This is a genomic window from Acinetobacter sp. UBA3461 (genome assembly GCF_002381195.1).
GTDB lineage: Bacteria > Pseudomonadota > Gammaproteobacteria > Pseudomonadales > Moraxellaceae > Acinetobacter > Acinetobacter schindleri.
This window is the reverse complement of sequence record NZ_DFRO01000038.1, coordinates 23803-40434: the sequence shown is the minus strand read 5'-3', so window position 1 is coordinate 40434 and position 16632 is coordinate 23803. Positions and strand designations below refer to the sequence as shown.

At 44.1% G+C, this 16632-nt stretch carries 10 protein-coding genes; all 10 read left to right on the top strand.

Going from position 1 to position 16632, the window contains the following annotated elements:
- Nucleotides 1-439: 439 nt before the first annotated feature.
- Entirely contained in the window at nt 440-1315 is an 876-nt protein-coding gene (locus B3D47_RS10670) for a MetQ/NlpA family ABC transporter substrate-binding protein (RefSeq protein ID WP_286861963.1), read from the top strand.
- Nucleotides 1316-1388: 73 nt separating this feature from the next.
- Nucleotides 1389-2414: a methionine ABC transporter ATP-binding protein gene (locus tag B3D47_RS10665; RefSeq protein ID WP_286861961.1), complete on the top strand. Its 1026-nt coding sequence runs from the start codon at nt 1389-1391 to the stop codon at nt 2412-2414.
- Nucleotides 2411-3106 (top strand): methionine ABC transporter permease, encoded by a 696-nt coding sequence (locus B3D47_RS10660; protein WP_005221724.1) that lies wholly within the window; start codon nt 2411-2413, stop codon nt 3104-3106. The genes B3D47_RS10665 and B3D47_RS10660 overlap by 4 nt, the downstream gene beginning before the upstream one ends.
- A 659-nt stretch (nt 3107-3765) precedes the next feature.
- Nucleotides 3766-7338: a DNA polymerase III subunit alpha gene (gene dnaE / locus B3D47_RS10655; RefSeq protein ID WP_286861959.1), complete on the top strand. Its 3573-nt coding sequence runs from the start codon at nt 3766-3768 to the stop codon at nt 7336-7338.
- A gap of 35 nt (nt 7339-7373) precedes the next feature.
- Nucleotides 7374-8222 carry an RNA methyltransferase gene (locus tag B3D47_RS10650; protein ID WP_286861957.1) on the top strand — a complete coding sequence of 283 codons (849 nt, stop codon included), beginning with the start codon at nt 7374-7376 and terminating at the stop codon, nt 8220-8222.
- On the top strand, nt 8222-9031 hold the full coding sequence (gene cysE, locus B3D47_RS10645) for a serine O-acetyltransferase (RefSeq protein ID WP_004894357.1): 810 nt from the start codon (nt 8222-8224) through the stop codon (nt 9029-9031). The genes B3D47_RS10650 and cysE overlap by 1 nt, the downstream gene beginning before the upstream one ends.
- A 105-nt stretch (nt 9032-9136) precedes the next feature.
- Nucleotides 9137-10045: an ABUW_2363 family tetratricopeptide repeat lipoprotein gene (locus B3D47_RS10640; RefSeq protein WP_004812606.1), complete on the top strand. Its 909-nt coding sequence runs from the start codon at nt 9137-9139 to the stop codon at nt 10043-10045.
- Between the two features lie 118 nt (nt 10046-10163).
- Entirely contained in the window at nt 10164-12185 is a 2022-nt protein-coding gene (locus B3D47_RS10635) for an esterase/lipase family protein (protein ID WP_376747596.1), read from the top strand.
- Between the two features lie 296 nt (nt 12186-12481).
- Entirely contained in the window at nt 12482-13720 is a 1239-nt protein-coding gene (locus B3D47_RS10630; protein WP_071321088.1) for a GGDEF domain-containing protein, read from the top strand.
- 234 nt (nt 13721-13954) lie between these two features.
- Nucleotides 13955-16588 (top strand): DNA mismatch repair protein MutS, encoded by a 2634-nt coding sequence (gene mutS / locus B3D47_RS10625; protein WP_286861952.1) that lies wholly within the window; start codon nt 13955-13957, stop codon nt 16586-16588.
- Nucleotides 16589-16632: the final 44 nt, after the last annotated feature.

Sequence of the window (16632 nt, the reverse complement as noted above, 5' to 3'; positions counted from 1 at the left end):
TATGCTTAATATCGGCAAAAATATTATAAAGATCATCTTTTCATCAAAATGAATATTAAATTCATTTAAAGTAAAAATAATATATTGTAATTATTAATATTTTTATGAATTAGCTATTCACTTAATCAGATAAGCAATCATTTTTTATTCACTATATTGAATAAACAATAATTGGTATGATTGCGCCCATCCAGAGCATCATTTACGACTATATCTTTAAATAATCTCTATTTACTTTCTCCAGATAGAAAAAGTATATAGCGTTTGGTGAACTCTAAACCGATCAAACTAATGTGAACTATTGCAGTACATTTGCATTTTCCCTGCCGAAGTCAAATGCAATATTGATCCAAAGTCTGAGGAAGAGATCATAAAACTCCTCTTTCACATGACCTTAAAATGCATATACTTTAGGCAACACGAGAATTAGGACATCTTTATGAAAAAGCTACTTGGCGTTTTACTCAGTGCATCTGTATTGACTTTAACAGCATGCGGAAAACAAGAAGCCCCTGCAACGGATGCAGCACAAAACAAAGATTCAGGTGAACTGCAAACAGTGACTATGGCTTCTACAGGTTCAGATGCAGATATCTGGCGCTACATTGCCACTTTACCTGAAACCGAGCAGGCCGGCATCAAGCTGGATGTAAAAAACTTCACCGACTATGTGTCGATGAACACTGCTGTTGCCAATAAAGAAATTGATGTTAACGCATTCCAGTCTTATGCCTATATGGTGGCTTATAATGACGCCAATACACAAAAGATTGCTCCGCTTTCTACCACTTATCTTGAGCCAATGGGGATTTACTCAAGCAAAGTGAAAAAAGTTGAAGAGTTTAAGCAAGGTGCAACAATTGCGATTCCTAACGACGGCGCGAATGAATCACGTGCATTGTTACTTTTACAATCCGCGGGTCTAGTAAAACTTAAACCAAACTTTGACTTGGTAAAAGGTACTCCTGCTGACATTACTGAAAACGCGAAACAGATCGTCATCAAGCCAATTCAAATGGCAACAGCAGTACGTGTAAAAGACGAAGTCGATGCGATTGTTCTGGGTAATACCCTGGCAATGGAAGGTGGTCTGAACGTACTGAAAGATGCGATTTACTATGAAGCCATTGATCAAAGCACCAAAATGAACGTGAACGTTTTAGCCGTTGCAGCCGATCGTCAAAATGATCCTGTACTTCAAAAAGTTGGCCAGTTGTATCATACTCCTGCTGTGAAAGCCTATGTTGATGAACACTTTGGCGGTACAAAGGTTGCGGTAAACAAACCGGTAACTTATTTGACCGAAGCAAAGTAATACAATAATCAATACTCAAAACAGGCAAGGATAACTTGCCTGTTTTTTTATTCGTGATGCAGTATTTGACACTATGATTGAATTTAAAGACATCTCCAAACAGTACGAGCTGAAAGGCCTGACCTTACATGCCCTGAACCGGATCAACCTGCAGATTCCGACTGGCAGTATCTTTGGCATTATTGGCTATAGTGGTGCCGGTAAAAGCACCCTGATTCGCCTGATTAACCTGCTGGAACGACCAACTTCGGGCCGGGTAATAATTAATGGTACAGATTTTACTGCTTTGGATGCCAAATCATTGCGTCAGGAACGTACCCAGATCGGCATGATTTTCCAGCATTTTAATTTGATGCAGACCAAAACTGTGGCTGCCAATATTGAAATGCCAATGAAACTGCTCGGCTGGAGTAAAGCTGAACGGGAAAAGCGTCTTGAAGAATTGCTGGACTTTATTGATTTAAAACATAAACGCAATGCTTTTCCAGATGAACTTTCTGGCGGTCAGAAGCAGCGTGTCGGGATTGCCCGTGCCTTAGCGAATCATCCAAAGATCTTGTTATGTGATGAAGCAACCTCAGCACTCGATCCGCAAACGACTAAATCTGTACTGCAACTGCTGAAACGCATTAATCAGGAACAAGGCATTACGATTGTGATGGTCACCCATGAAATGGATGTGATTGAAACTGTGTGTGATTATGTGGCAGTCATGGAAAAAGGTGATGTGATTGAAACTGGCTCTACCTTACAGATTTTCAGTCAGCCTCAGCATCCGACCACGAAAAACTTTATTCAAACCGTACTACAGCAAAACTTGCCCGTAAATATTCTGACGAATCTGGAAAATCAGAATCACCACAGTATTTATTGTTTAAAGTTCCTGGGTAGCTCAGCGCAGGAAACTGTGATTCAGGGCGTGATTAAACAGTTTGATATCAGTTTGAATATCCTGTTTGCCAATATGACTGAAATTAATGGTTCGGTGATTGGACAGATGTTTATCCAGCTTCTCGGTGATCCTGCACAAATTACAGCTGCAATACAATATCTCAGAGATCACGGCGTACAGGTAGATCAGGCAGGAGTACAGGAATGAGAGACTTATTTGTACAGTGGCTTACTACGATCACTGCGCCTTTCTGGAAAAGCTCGCTGTCGATGGACCAGTTCGTGACCGCACTGCAAGAAACTTTCCATATGGTGTTCTTCGCGATGCTGTTTGGTTGTATCTGGGGTTTTATTCAGGCGATTACTCTATTAGTTACTCGTCCAAATGGAATTTTGCCAAACCGGGTGATTTATCATGGTCTAAATCCGATTGTAAATGCACTGCGTTCCCTGCCATTCATTATCTTGTTGATCGCAGTGATTCCACTGACTAAATTTCTGGTCGGAACATCAATTGGTACTTGGGCAGCAATTGTGCCTTTGACCATTTATGTGGGGCCTTATATCGGCCGCTTGGTAGAAACCTCTCTGCTGGAAGTAAATGAGGGCATTATCGAATCTGCCCAAGCCATGGGTGCAACGCCAATGCAGATTATCTTTAAGTTTATTTTACCTGAAGCACGCAGTTCACTCATTCTAAACTTGACTACTGCTACCATCAGTTTGATTGGAGCAACGGCAATGGCCGGTGCTGTCGGTGCGGGTGGTATTGGTGACTTAGCGATTTCTTATGGTTATCAGCGTTTTGATACCTCTGTAGTCATCATGACGGTGATCGTATTGTTGATTCTGGTGCAGATTGTACAAAGCCTCGGTGACTGGTTATCCCGAATTCGTTAATCTAGTTCTTTAAATAAAGCCCTCTTTTTGAGGGTTTTATTTTCTACCCATAAAATATCTGTATCTTAAACATCGAAGCGAACACATGGATGCTGCCGTTGATCTGTCTTCCGTAAGCTTTACAACTTATTCAAGAGCCAAGAGGCACCATCAGATCTCTCATAAATTCTTAAAAAAGCATTAGCAATTTGAACCCTTATTGATAAAAAGCCCTATTAAAAAATCAAAAAAGTATTTGTTACATGTCACGGCGACAGGAAGTCGCCTGTTGACCTGTCTTCCGCAAGCTTTACAACTTATTCAAGAGCCAATAGGCACTATCATCTCTCTCATAAATTCTTAAAAAAGCATTAGCAATTTGAACCCTTATTGAAAAAAAGCCCTATTAAAAAATCAGAAAAGTATTTGTTACATGTCATGGCGACAGGGATGTCGCCTGTTGATCTGTGGTACAGGGATGTACCATCAGATCAACAAAGGGGTTTTGTTACTTTTGCCCCGTCAAAAGTAAAAGGAAATATCTCCAAACCTCTAGCCCATAATCAGTTTAAAAGAACAAATCCAAACTTGACCTAAAAGTTAGCCATTTCCCCTCAATTTCAAACTGAAACAATAAATCCCGTGCTAAACTATCGAGTGGTTTTTGCAGGGACTCATTTATGCACTTTGTTCATCTTGGTATTCATACAGAATTTTCGATTACTGAATCCATCGTACGGATACCGGACCTAGTCAAAGCTGCTGCTAATGACGAGATGCCAGCACTCGCGCTAACCGATTTGTCTAATCTGCATGCCGCGGTCAAATTCTATAAAAAATGCTTGGATAAAGGCATTAAACCGATTCTGGGTTCTGAAATCCGCCTGAATGATGCCGAACATCGTGTCACTCTGCTTTCCATGACCAACAAAGGCTGGCGCAACCTGACGGAACTGGTTTCTGAAGGTTATATTAGTGGCCAGCAGCTCGATATTCCCTGCGTACAAAAAGAATGGATCTTAAACCAGCACGATGACATGATCGTGTTATTGGGTATGCAATCTGATGTCGGCAAAATGCTGATTACCTCTAACCCTGATAAAGCCGAACCACTATTACAAGAATGGGTAGAGAAATTTGGTAATCGTGTTTATTTAGCCCTTACTCGTACTAGTCGTCCTAATGAAGACCTTTTCATTGAAGAGGCGGTCAAACTCGCCAAAAAATATAATATCGGTGTAGTCGCACATAATGACGTGCACTTTATTGCACGTGAAGACTTTGAAGCACACGAAGCACGTGTCTGTATTGCAGATGGTTATGTGCTGGGTGATAATCGCCGTCCTAAAACCTATAGTCCTGAACAATATTTTAAAAGCTCAACAGAAATGGGAGAGCTTTTCTCGGATATTCCAACCGCGATTGAAAACACGTTTCATATCGCAAGACGTTGTAATGTCACCTTGCGTTTAGGCTTTAATGACCTGCCAGACTATCCGATTCCGGAAGGTCATACCATTGGCAGTTATTTTACCCATTTGTGTGAAGTGGGTCTGGAAGAACGCCTAGACTTTCTGTATCCACCTGAACAACGTGGTGAGGACTGGCCGGAAATCCGTCAACCTTATGATGAACGTCTGGCCTTTGAAATCAAGATTATTCTGGACATGGGCTTCCCAGGTTACTTCCTGATCGTAATGGACTTCATTCAGTGGTCCAAAGGGAATGGTGTGCCGGTAGGTCCGGGCCGTGGTTCAGGTGCCGGTTCTCTTGTAGCCTACAGTTTAAAAATTACTGATCTTGATCCACTGCGTTATGACCTGCTATTCGAACGTTTCTTAAACCCGGAACGTGTTTCAATGCCCGACTTTGACGTCGATTTCTGTATTGCTGGTCGTGACCGCGTAATTGATTATGTCGCACGGACTTATGGTCGTGAAGCAGTCTCCCAGATTGCGACCTTCGGTACCATGGCGGCCAAAGGGGCAATTCGTGACGTGGCACGTGTCCTCGGTAAATCCTATGGTCTGGCTGATCGCATTTCCAAACTGATTCCCACCAAACCTTTGGGCTTAAGCCTGGAAGAGTCTCTGGAAGCCGAGCCACAACTGAAAGACATCGTTACCAATCCCTCCAATCCGGATTATGACGATGCTTCTGAAATCTGGGAAATGGCGCTCAAGCTTGAAGGTATTACCCGGAATACCGGTAAACATGCCGGTGGTGTAGTAATTGCACCAACCAAGCTGACTGACTACTCAGCTGTGATGTGTGATGCTGATGGTACTGCGCGTGTTGCCCAGTTCGATAAGGACGATGTCGAAGCAGCCGGCCTGGTGAAGTTCGACTTCCTGGGTCTGCGTAACCTGACCGTAATTGAAGATGCGGTTAAGAATATCAATAAGCGTATCCAGAGCGATAAACCGCTAGATATTGCTTATATCCCGCTAGACGACAAAGATGCTTATCTGGTCTTTGCCGAAGCCAATACCACCGCGGTCTTCCAGTTTGAATCCGTGGGCATGAAAAAGATGCTGAAAGAAGCTCGCCCAAGCAAATTTGAAGAGATTATCGCGTTCGTATCGTTGTACCGTCCGGGTCCAATGGACCTGATTCCGGACTTTATCCATCGTATGCACGGCGGTGAGTTTGAATATCTGCATCCCCTGCTTGAAGGCGTATTAGAGCCAACTTACGGGATTATGGTGTATCAGGAACAGGTCATGCAGGCTGCACAGTTCTGTGCCGGCTATACCCTCGGTGGCGCAGACTTGCTGCGTCGTGCCATGGGTAAGAAAAAGCCTGAGGAAATGGTCAAGCAGCGGAAGATCTTCATTGAAGGTGCTGCGAAAAAAGATATTGATGAAGCCACAGCTAACCATATCTTCGACTATATGGAAAAGTTTGCCGGTTATGGTTTTAACAAATCGCATGCGGCAGCTTATGCTCTTGTTGCTTACCAGACGGCGTGGCTGAAAGCCCATTATCCGGCTGAGTTCCTGGCAGCGGTGATGTCTTCGGAAATGCAGAATACAGATAACGTGGTATTCCTGATTGATGACTGCCGCAAGAATAATCTGGAAGTATTACCACCATCCGTCAATATGTCGATCTACCAGTTCCATGCTACTAATGAAAAAACCATTGTCTATGGCCTAGGAGCGATTAAAGGCGTTGGTGAAGCGGCTATGCAGTCGGTAATTGAATCCCGTCAGAAAGAAGGTCCCTATAAAGACCTGTTTGACTTTTGCCACCGTATTGACCTGAAAAAAATCAATAAACGGACTTTGGAAGCCTTGATTCGTGCCGGTGCTTTGGATTGCTTGGGCATCGAGCGTGCTGACCTGATGGCACAACTCCCTGAAGCGGTACAGGCTGCGGATCAGGCTCGCCAAAACCGTGAAACTGGTATTATGGACCTGTTTGGTGAAGTTGAAGAAGTTCAACGCAAACCCTCTAAGCCAGTCAAACCGTGGTCCGATGAAGTCCGCCTTAAAGGCGAAAAAGATACGCTTGGTCTATATCTGACTGGTCACCCGATTGATGTTTACCGTAATGAGCTGAAAGCTTTTGTACCGTGTCAGATCAATGAACTGACCCCAACCCGCCGTGGTGTGACGACGGTATTTGCAGGTCTGGTGGTGGATGTAGCCAACTTCCCGAACCGGATGATGGTGACGCTGGATGATGGTACGGCACGGATTGAAGTATCCACCAATCATGAACGTTTTAACCGCTTTAAAGACATCGTTCAGGTGGATCAGGTCGTGGTAATTGAAGGCGAAATTTATGAGCGCGAAGGTTTTGACCGTCCAATGGGACGTCTGACCAAAGCCTTTAGCCTGAACGAAATCCGCCAGAAACGAGCCAATAGCATCAAGATTACCCTGCAAGCGGAACATTACAGTAAAACCCTCAGCCGTGATCTGCAACAGATTTTAATGCCATATACCAATATGGATATGAGTACGCATATTCCAGTCATTCTTTATCTGGATTATGACTATGCAACGACTGAGCTGCATCTGGGCCTAAACTGGAAAGTTGCTCCGCTGGATGAACTACTGGTCAAATTACGGGACTACTTTGGTAAAGCTGCCTTGCATATTGAATATCAGGTTAAATCTAAAGCTGCCCGTGCGGTGTCTTATGAAGAAGCCAAGCCGATTGAAGTGCCGCCTCCTCCTGCAGATATGAGTATGGATGATGCCTTGGCGCAATATGAAGCCGAGTCTCAGCCGCAATATTCATAAATTCTGACCTTTAAAATATTTATATTGGAATCATCATGAGTCAAATTGACAATGCTGCTGTTTCAGCACATCTCTCCCATGTGCGTATTGTCATGGTTAATACCACCCTGCCTGCCAATATCGGTAGTGCTTTACGTGCCATGAAAACTATGGGCCTGTCCAAGCTGGTTCTGGTTGCACCAAAAACCTATCCACATCCGGATATTGATGCCTTGGCTGCAGGTGCGACCGATCTGATCGAGCAGATTGAAGTCGTCAAGACACTGGAAGACGCGATCAAGGATTGCCAGATCGTTTTTGGAACTAGTGCGCGTAGCCGCACGATTCCCTGGCCTCTTCTGGATGTGCGTCCTGCGGCTGAAAAAGCGCTGTCTGCGGTCGTGCAAGAGCAACAGGAAATTGCGATTCTGTTTGGTCGTGAAGACCGTGGCCTGACCAATGAAGAACTGGCAATGGCAAATTATCACCTTACTATTCCAGTGAATACTGACTACGGCGTACTCAATGTCGCACAAGCAATTCAGGTCATCTGCTATGAACTGCGTATGGCTGCATTGGATCAGGTAGAACATCCACGTGATGCTAAAGCCACCATGCAGGTCATTGATGGCATTGAAATGGAATGGGATGAACCGCTGGTGAATCATGAACAGATGGAACAGTTCTATCCTCATCTGGAAAAAATGCTGGCAGAAATTGAGTTTATGGATCCTAAAAATCCACGATTGCTACCTTTACGCTTGCGTCGCCTATTTGGACGTATACAATTAGATCGTATGGAATATCATTTACTCCGTGGTATTTTCAGCCGGGTTCAGGCCTTGAATAATGGCACCTGGAAGAAATCCCCACACACTACCCAACAGGACAAGGATCAAATCTAATGTTTAAACAGCTCAAAGAGGATATACAGGCTGTCTTCGCGCGCGATCCTGCTGCACGCAACACCCTGGAAGTCTTGACCACATATCCTGGTATTCACGCGCTGATGATGCATCGTGTGGCACATGAACTGTGGAACAAAGACTGTAAAGGTACAGCACGTGCTTTATCCTCATTCAGCCGTTTTGCTACAGGAATTGAAATCCATCCGGGTGCCAAGATTGGCCGCCGTTTCTTTATTGACCATGGTATGGGTGTGGTGATTGGTGAGACAGCTGAAATTGGTGATGATGTTACTCTTTATCACGGTGTGACCTTGGGGGGTACGACCTGGAATAAAGGCAAACGTCATCCAACCCTGGAAGATGGTGTGGTTGTGGGTGCCGGCGCAAAAATTCTCGGTCCGTTTACAGTTGGTAAAAATGCCAAGGTCGGTTCCAATGCTGTTGTAACCAAAGCCGTACCGGCCAATACCACAGCGGTCGGTAACCCTGCCCGGTTTATTACCAAAGACCAGCCGAAAGATGAAGCTGAAGCACGTCGTCGCGATTATGCAGAAAGTATTGGTTTCCAGCCATATGCAACCACACAAGATCAGTCTGATCCGATTATTGAAGGTATGCGGGTTCTACTTGACCGTATTCAACAAAATGAAAAACGCATGAATATGCTTTGTAACCGTTTATCTATGCTTGACCCTACTTTCAAGAAAAACCAGCTGAATGAACATCCACTCAGCAAGGAAGATCTAAAGATTCTGGAAGAAGCTCGCCGTGAGTGCGAAGCACAGACTTCTCAGTCTAAGGCCTGATCAAAAACGGTAACACGCCGTAACTTGCATGTTCGCTACAGTTTTCTTAGACTGACGAACATGCAATCTCACAATTTTTCAAAATAACATAAATGGATGTATATCATGACATTTAAGCCTTTGGCACTTGCCTGCTTCGCAGCGCTGGCATTGACCGCATGTTCAACTCCATCTTCAAAGCAAGACACACCTAAAAATGCAATGGTGTTCGCTGAGCCGGAACTGACCCCACCCTTTTATGCATTAAATCCATTCAATTATAACGAACCACCTCCATTTGAAGTGCACTTGCAGAAAGCTGCTGCTGCGCCTGTCACCAAAATGGTGGTGAACCGTGCTGATAACCCATCAGAAAAAATTACCCTTGATGTGAATCGTCTGATCATTCCAACCGTAAACAGCAATACGCGTTCTATGCGTTATGCGACTTTAGCTGGGCCGAATGAAATTGATATCACTGAGATTGATGATTTCTTGCAATTAGTTGAAGGTAAAGCACGACACTATCCACCACGTTTCAGTGACCGTCAGGAACGTAGAGGCTTTGAACTGAAACTGAAACGTGTCACTCAGGAACTCGATACTTTAGCTGCCAACAATAATGCCTCTTTTGATATTTTAATGCGTGCATTTAAAGCCAGCGTTATGGCGCGTAACCTGGACCTAGGTTCAGTCTATACTACTAAATCATTGGCTTATGCACAGCGTATTCTGAAATTGAACCAGGATGATGCTGAAGCCAACTTCTGGTTCGGTTTTGGTCTGTCTGAGGGTGGCGGTCAGCGTGAAGCGATTCCTTATCTGGAAAAAGCCATGAAAGCTGGTGTTCAGGAAGCCTATTTATCTGCGGCAAACAACTACATTGCCATGGAAAATAAAAAGAATGCAGTTCAGGTGCTGAAAAATTATAAGGTGAAATACCCACAAGAAGCACAAGTAGCAGATCAGCTGATTCAGGAAATTGAAAAGCAAGGTCGCTGGAATGTATGGCAAGTGCTGACACCCAAAAATTAAAGTGAAAATGCTCGTGATCTGAGTTACAAAATGGACTGCTTCGGCAGTCTTTTTTCTGATAAAAATAAGTAGAATACAAAACATTATTTCAATATTTAACTGAGCATTCAGATTTCATATGCACTATAAAATGAATAAAGCATTCGTCCTCTGTTCACTCTTATTCACCACAGTCCTGACCGGCTGTCAGGTGGTCAGTGTGAAAGAACAAGCCTTCAATGTCACCATCAGTAATGAACGTGACAGCATTTTAACTAGGGATAAACTGAGTGAAGCCAGCCTGAATGTTCTGTCCATGACTGGGCGTGAAGCACGCATCTGTACTGAACAACCGCAGGAATGCGTAGAGGCACTCAAGGAGATCCCGCAGATTCTGGACGAACAGCTTCTGTCTACTGCCAGTGAGTTGTATCTGGCCAAATCGCTGCAATTGGGTAAAGGTTCAGAATGCAAAAGCAGCGTTCTGACCAAGACCCAGTCTGAAGAAAAAAAGCAGCTACAAAAACAGAATATCCAGAAATGCCAGGATCAGCAGCTGGCGATGCTGGATCAAAGTATTCGTTATAGCTATGCCTATCTGTTCAAAACCCAGCGTGCGCCACAAGATCGTATCTTTGACAACCGTCAGGTACAGATTCGTGACTTTTATAACCTGGCGATCTCGCATTTGATCCATGTTTATTCCGAGCGTCATCAGGCCAAAGAAGGCAGCCGCAAGATTCAGGTCGGCAACAGCATTTATACAGTAGATTTCGAAAACTATCCTGAAATTAAGGACCAGCCTTTTGAGAAGCTCATGTCGACCTATAACATGAATTTCTCTGGTTTACGTTCAATTACCCGTCGAGACGGTTTTGGTTCGGAATTTGTAGTGGTCCTTCCCGAAGAAAAACGTATCACACCAAATAAAAAATATATTGTCGACCCACTGAATTTCAAATATGCAGAAGGCAGCAATCCGAATATTCATTCGGCGCGTTATCTGGCCACTACTATTACCGCAGTTCCTAAATCTGCGACCAGTATTGATCAGATTATTAACGGTCCGGAATTCCAGCTCAAACTGCATGATCCCTACAAACATGAAAAAGTAACCGTTGCAGGTAAACAATATGCGCTGGCTGCAAATTTCTCAGCACCCTATGGCCTATGGCTGGCTGAAAATAACTTAGGACGTGCTGCCTATCTGGTGCTGATTGACCGGGATGACAACCTGATCATGCCGCATCTTTATATGCTTGAACCCTACAATCCGAAGAAAAAAGTGATTGTCCTAATCCATGGCTTGGCCAGCAGTCCTGAAGCCTGGATCCGTCTCACCAATGACATCATGGGTGATCCGGTACTGCGGGAAAATTTCCAGGTCTGGCAGGTATTCTATTCAACCAATATGCCAATTCTGGAGAGTCGTTATCAGATCAATGCCCTGATCCAGCAAGGCTTCCAACGCATCAATCCGCAGGATCCTGCCAAGAAAGATGCCGTACTGGTTGGTCATAGTATGGGTGGGGTGATCGCCCGCCTCTTGGTGAGTGATGCCAATCTGATTCCACGTATTGAAGAGTTGATTAATAATAACCGTCGTATCGAACGGTTCCGCAATAATCCATTATTTAAAGCACGTTTGCAGCTTAAACCGATTCCAAACTTTAGCCGGGGGATTTTTTTGGCTACCCCACATCGCGGAACTGATTATGCAGATCGCTGGTTTACCTTGGCGGCCCGTAAAATTATCCGTTTACCGGGCGCATTTCTGGGCGCATTTGCAGATACCTTACAAGGTGATATTGGACTGGATGATTTCATCAAGGAAGTTGGCCATGACATGATTCAGAACGGTCCAAGCGATTTATCCAAAAATTCGAAATTCAATGCCCTGACCCGTGATGTCGTGCCATACAAAGGCTTTAAGTTTCACAACATCATAGGCAATACGACAGATAGTACCGATAAATCAGTGATGACAGATGATGTGGTTCCCTATCAAAGTGCCGAGCTAAAAGGTGCAATTTCTGAGGAAATTATTAAAGGTGGTCATTCGATTCAGGAAACGCCTGAAGCTGTACTCGAGTTACGTCGTATCTTAAGGTTGCACCTGACTGAACTCGGTTTATATCAGCCGCAAAAAGTACTGAAATAAGTATAAAAAACCGAAGTTAAAACTTCGGTTTTTTATTTTCTCTCTTGCGAAATAGCTATAAATCTAAAGTTACTTAATTTAAGAGCATGTAAATTGATAAGCACTTCTAAGAGATGATAAAGATAGTTAGGCAATCAAATTACTTTTTTATGATATATATGAAATATAATTTTTTTATACATAAAAGGATATTTCTTGAGCAGGATACTTTATCTGTGCTATCAATAGTTTAACCGTTCGATACAATCTACAGTATCAGTAGTTAAATGACTTTATTTGCTTAGTAATGGTACTTTATGAAATTAGCTGGCTCTAAACAGATTAGCCATGAAAAAGTAAATGAGCTGATTGCACATGGACTGAACTATGTGTATTTCAGAAAAGAACTCGAGCCAATCTATCGCCAGCAATACCGTGACGAAGCTGCTTATGAATTTCGTTTTCGGGGCAGCATTATTCTGGTTCTGTATTTTGTGCTCAGTTACGGGATTTTTCAGACCATTTCAATCGATGAAAAACTGATTCATTGGCTTTCTCTGTATGCCTGGGTTGGGGTAATTACCATCGCAGTTTGGTTAATGTCGTTTAGCAAGCCGTTTAATCGTTTCTTTGACCTGTATACCACGTTAGGTGCGACCAGTGCGGTCGCGATTTCTTTTGTGATTATTCCCGTGATTGGCCAGGATATTGATAATGATGCCCTGCTGCACGTGGCCATGATGTATGCAGTCGTCATTAACTATAGCTTTGTCGGTATGCGCTTTTATTCAGCACTCATTGCGGGTTGGGGCGGTGGACTGATTGGTTATCTGGTCACGGTTTCTCTCAACTACAATATTGACTGGACCTTTTTACATCGTACCTATACGTTTAGCAGTCTCCTTGGGATGATTATTGCCTATGCGATTGACCGCCAGCATCGTGAGAACTATTTGCAGAATTGTATTATCGAACTGCATAAAGAGGAACTGACCCAACAGGCACAAGAACTGGAACGGCTGACCCAACTTGATGCGCTCACTGGCCTTGCTAATCGACGTTATCTGACAGAATATCTGGACACACAATGGCGCCACGCACTACGACATCAAGCGCCTTTGAGTATCATGATGGTGGATATCGATTATTTTAAAAACTATAACGACCATTTTGGACATATTGCCGGTGATGCATGTCTACAATTGGTAGCCCAACAGTTACAAGGCATTTCTTCCCGCAGTATGGAACTGGCAGCACGTTATGGTGGAGAAGAATTTTTACTGGTCTATCCTTATATCGATGAAGTAGAAATACAGAAAATTGCCCAGGAGCTGATCCAACGCATCAATGCTTTGCAGCTGTTTCATCCTGCCAGTCAGGTATCGGGTCATGTCACGGTGAGTATTGGCTGTGCCAGTATCAAGCCTCAGGAAAATGATCGCCTTGCTGATTTTATTGCTCAGGCTGATGAAGCGCTGTATGCTGCAAAAGCAGAGGGTCGTAATCGGTTTAAGATCGCTCCTCGTCAGTCTAAAAACAATGTATATATGATTTAGACCTGACTCCGATCCATATTTTTCGTGTTTAAAACCGGCAATCTTTCATTAGACTCGATAGAAGTCATCGAATCCATTTCTTTCTAAAAATTAATTTTGCTAGACTTAGCTCAATACACATTTTGCATGGCTGTTTTGATGGTTTCTGCTTTGGTAAATCAATAGTGAATATATTGCCTTCAGCTCATCAGCCTTAACCAGTCTGCCCATTATTTTTTAAAGGATTTCTTCTTAATGACCAGTTCAGAACTCATGGCTGATCTTTCTACCCTAACACCTATGATGCAGCAATATATGTCTGTGAAGATGCAGCATCCGCATTCATTGATGTTCTATCGCATGGGTGATTTCTACGAACTGTTCTTTGAAGATGCCCATAAAGCAGCCAAAATTCTTGGCATTACCCTAACCCATCGCGGTAAGGCCAATGGTCAGCCGATTCCAATGGCAGGTGTGCCTTTCCATGCGGCAGAAGGATATTTGGCCCGTCTGGTAAAAAAAGGCGAAACGGTAGTAATCTGCGAGCAGATTGGAGAGGTCACAGGTAAAGGTCCGGTTGAACGTGGTGTGGTTCGGATTATTACTCCGGGCACATTAACCGATGATGCCCTGCTGGGTGCACATCAAACTTCTAATCTGGTTGCGCTATGCATTCAGCAAAATAAAATTGGTATCGCTCTACTGGATTTAAGCGCCGGTATTTTCAAAGTTCAACAGATTGATTATGACCTGAACCAGCTGGCAATTGAGCTGGCACGTCTGATGCCAAGCGAAATTGTCGTAGATGAGAATCTGCAAGAGCAGGATCTGGTTGAACATTTGAAACGCCAACTGGATGTACCAGTCAGCAAACGCCCAAATGTCGACTTTAACCTGAACAATGCCCAAAAGACTTTATGTGACCAGTTTGCTGTCAGTACACTGGCAGGTTTTGGGATTGATCATCTGCCACTCGCCAAAGCTGCTGCAGCCGCATTGATTCACTATGCCAAAGAAACCCAGAAAACTGCGCTGCCGCATATTCGTACCATTCAGCTAGAACAAAGTTCAGACTTTATTGCGCTAGATCCAGTGACTAGACGCAATTTAGAGTTGATTGAACCATTATTTGAACATGGTACTTCGCTGTTCCAGTTAATCAATGATTGTCAAACAGCAATGGGTAGCCGCCTGCTGAGTCGCACCTTGATGCAGCCCTTACGCGATACTGCCATTCTGGATGAGCGTCTGGATGCTACTCAAGTATTATTAGACGGCTTTCATGAATCGCCAGTACGTCTGGTCTTAAAAGAAATCAGTGATATTGAACGTGTATTAAGCCGTATTGCATTGGGCAGTGCACGTCCACGGGATCTGGTTCAGCTGCGTCAGGCCTGTGCTCAGATCCCGTTCCTACGCCATGCACTACAACCGATGGTCAGCCAGCAGCAGTCCAAATTACTTATTCAAGTGAATGAAGAGCTTGGTGATTTCCATGGTCTGCATGAACGTTTGATGTCAGCCATTGTGGAAAATCCACCAGTTCTGTTACGTGATGGGAATGTTATTGCCGAAGGCTTCGATGCAGAACTGGATGAGTTACGCAAAATTCGCGATCATGCCGGGAAATTCCTAATTGATCTGGAAATCAAGGAACGTGAGCAGAGTGGTATTCCAACCCTGAAAATCGGCTATAACCGTGTTAGTGGATACTATATTGAATTGACCCGAGCACAGGCTGAACAGGCACCGGAACATTATATTCGTCGCCAGACCTTAAAAAATGCTGAACGTTACATCACACCAGAGCTGAAAGCCTTTGAAGATAAAGTCCTCTCAAGCGAATCCCGTGCACTGGCGCGTGAGAAATTGCTCTTTGAAATGCTGCTGGATGAATTGCGTGAGGACATTGGCAACCTACAAATGATGAGCAGCGCCATCGCACAGATTGATCTACTGTGTAACTTTGCGCATCAGGCACGCCTACGCAACTGGTCACGCCCGAAATATAGTCCGGAAATTGGCTTGAAAATCCAGGCAGGTCGTCATCCTGTTGTGGAAGCTTTAAGCAAAACTGCCTTCACTCCGAATGATACGCAACTCGATTATCAGCACCGGATGGCCATTATCACTGGTCCAAACATGGGCGGTAAATCTACCTTTATGCGTCAGACTGCACTGATTGCCCTGCTGGCCTATTGTGGTAGTTATGTTCCGGCGCAGGCTGTAACCTTGGGGCCAATTGACCGCATTTTTACCCGGATCGGTTCGGCAGATGACCTGTCTACAGGTAAATCCACCTTCATGGTAGAAATGACTGAAACTTCGCAGATTCTGCATCATGCGACTAGTCAATCACTCGTGCTGATGGATGAAGTGGGTCGTGGTACCAGCACTTATGATGGTCTGTCTCTAGCTTGGGCATGCGTACTGGATCTCACCCGACGTATTCAATGTTTATGTCTGTTTGCTACGCATTATTTTGAGTTAACTGAACTGGCCAGCGAATCAGGTATTGATAACTATCATGTGACTGCCCGTGAAGTGAATGGTAACCTGATTTTGCTGCATAAAGTGCAACAAGGTCCAGCCAGCCAGAGTCATGGCCTACAGGTCGCCAAACTTGCCGGTATTCCAGCAAGCGTAATCCGGGAAGCACAAAACCGACTGCGTATTCTGGAAAAGCAGCACCATACCAAGCCTCAAAGTCCACAACCTGATCTGTTTGCGATTGAACAGGTCGAAACAGTCGTTGAGCGGATTATTGAGGTGGAAAAACCATCGGCTGCACTTGAACTGCTGGAAGACATTGATGTCGACAGCCTCAGTCCGCGTGAAGCCTTACAGCAGCTTTATGCACTGAAAGATCTACTGAAACTACCAGGCTAAAATCCTCAACCGCCTCATCCAGTATGAGGCGGTTTTGTTTAAGG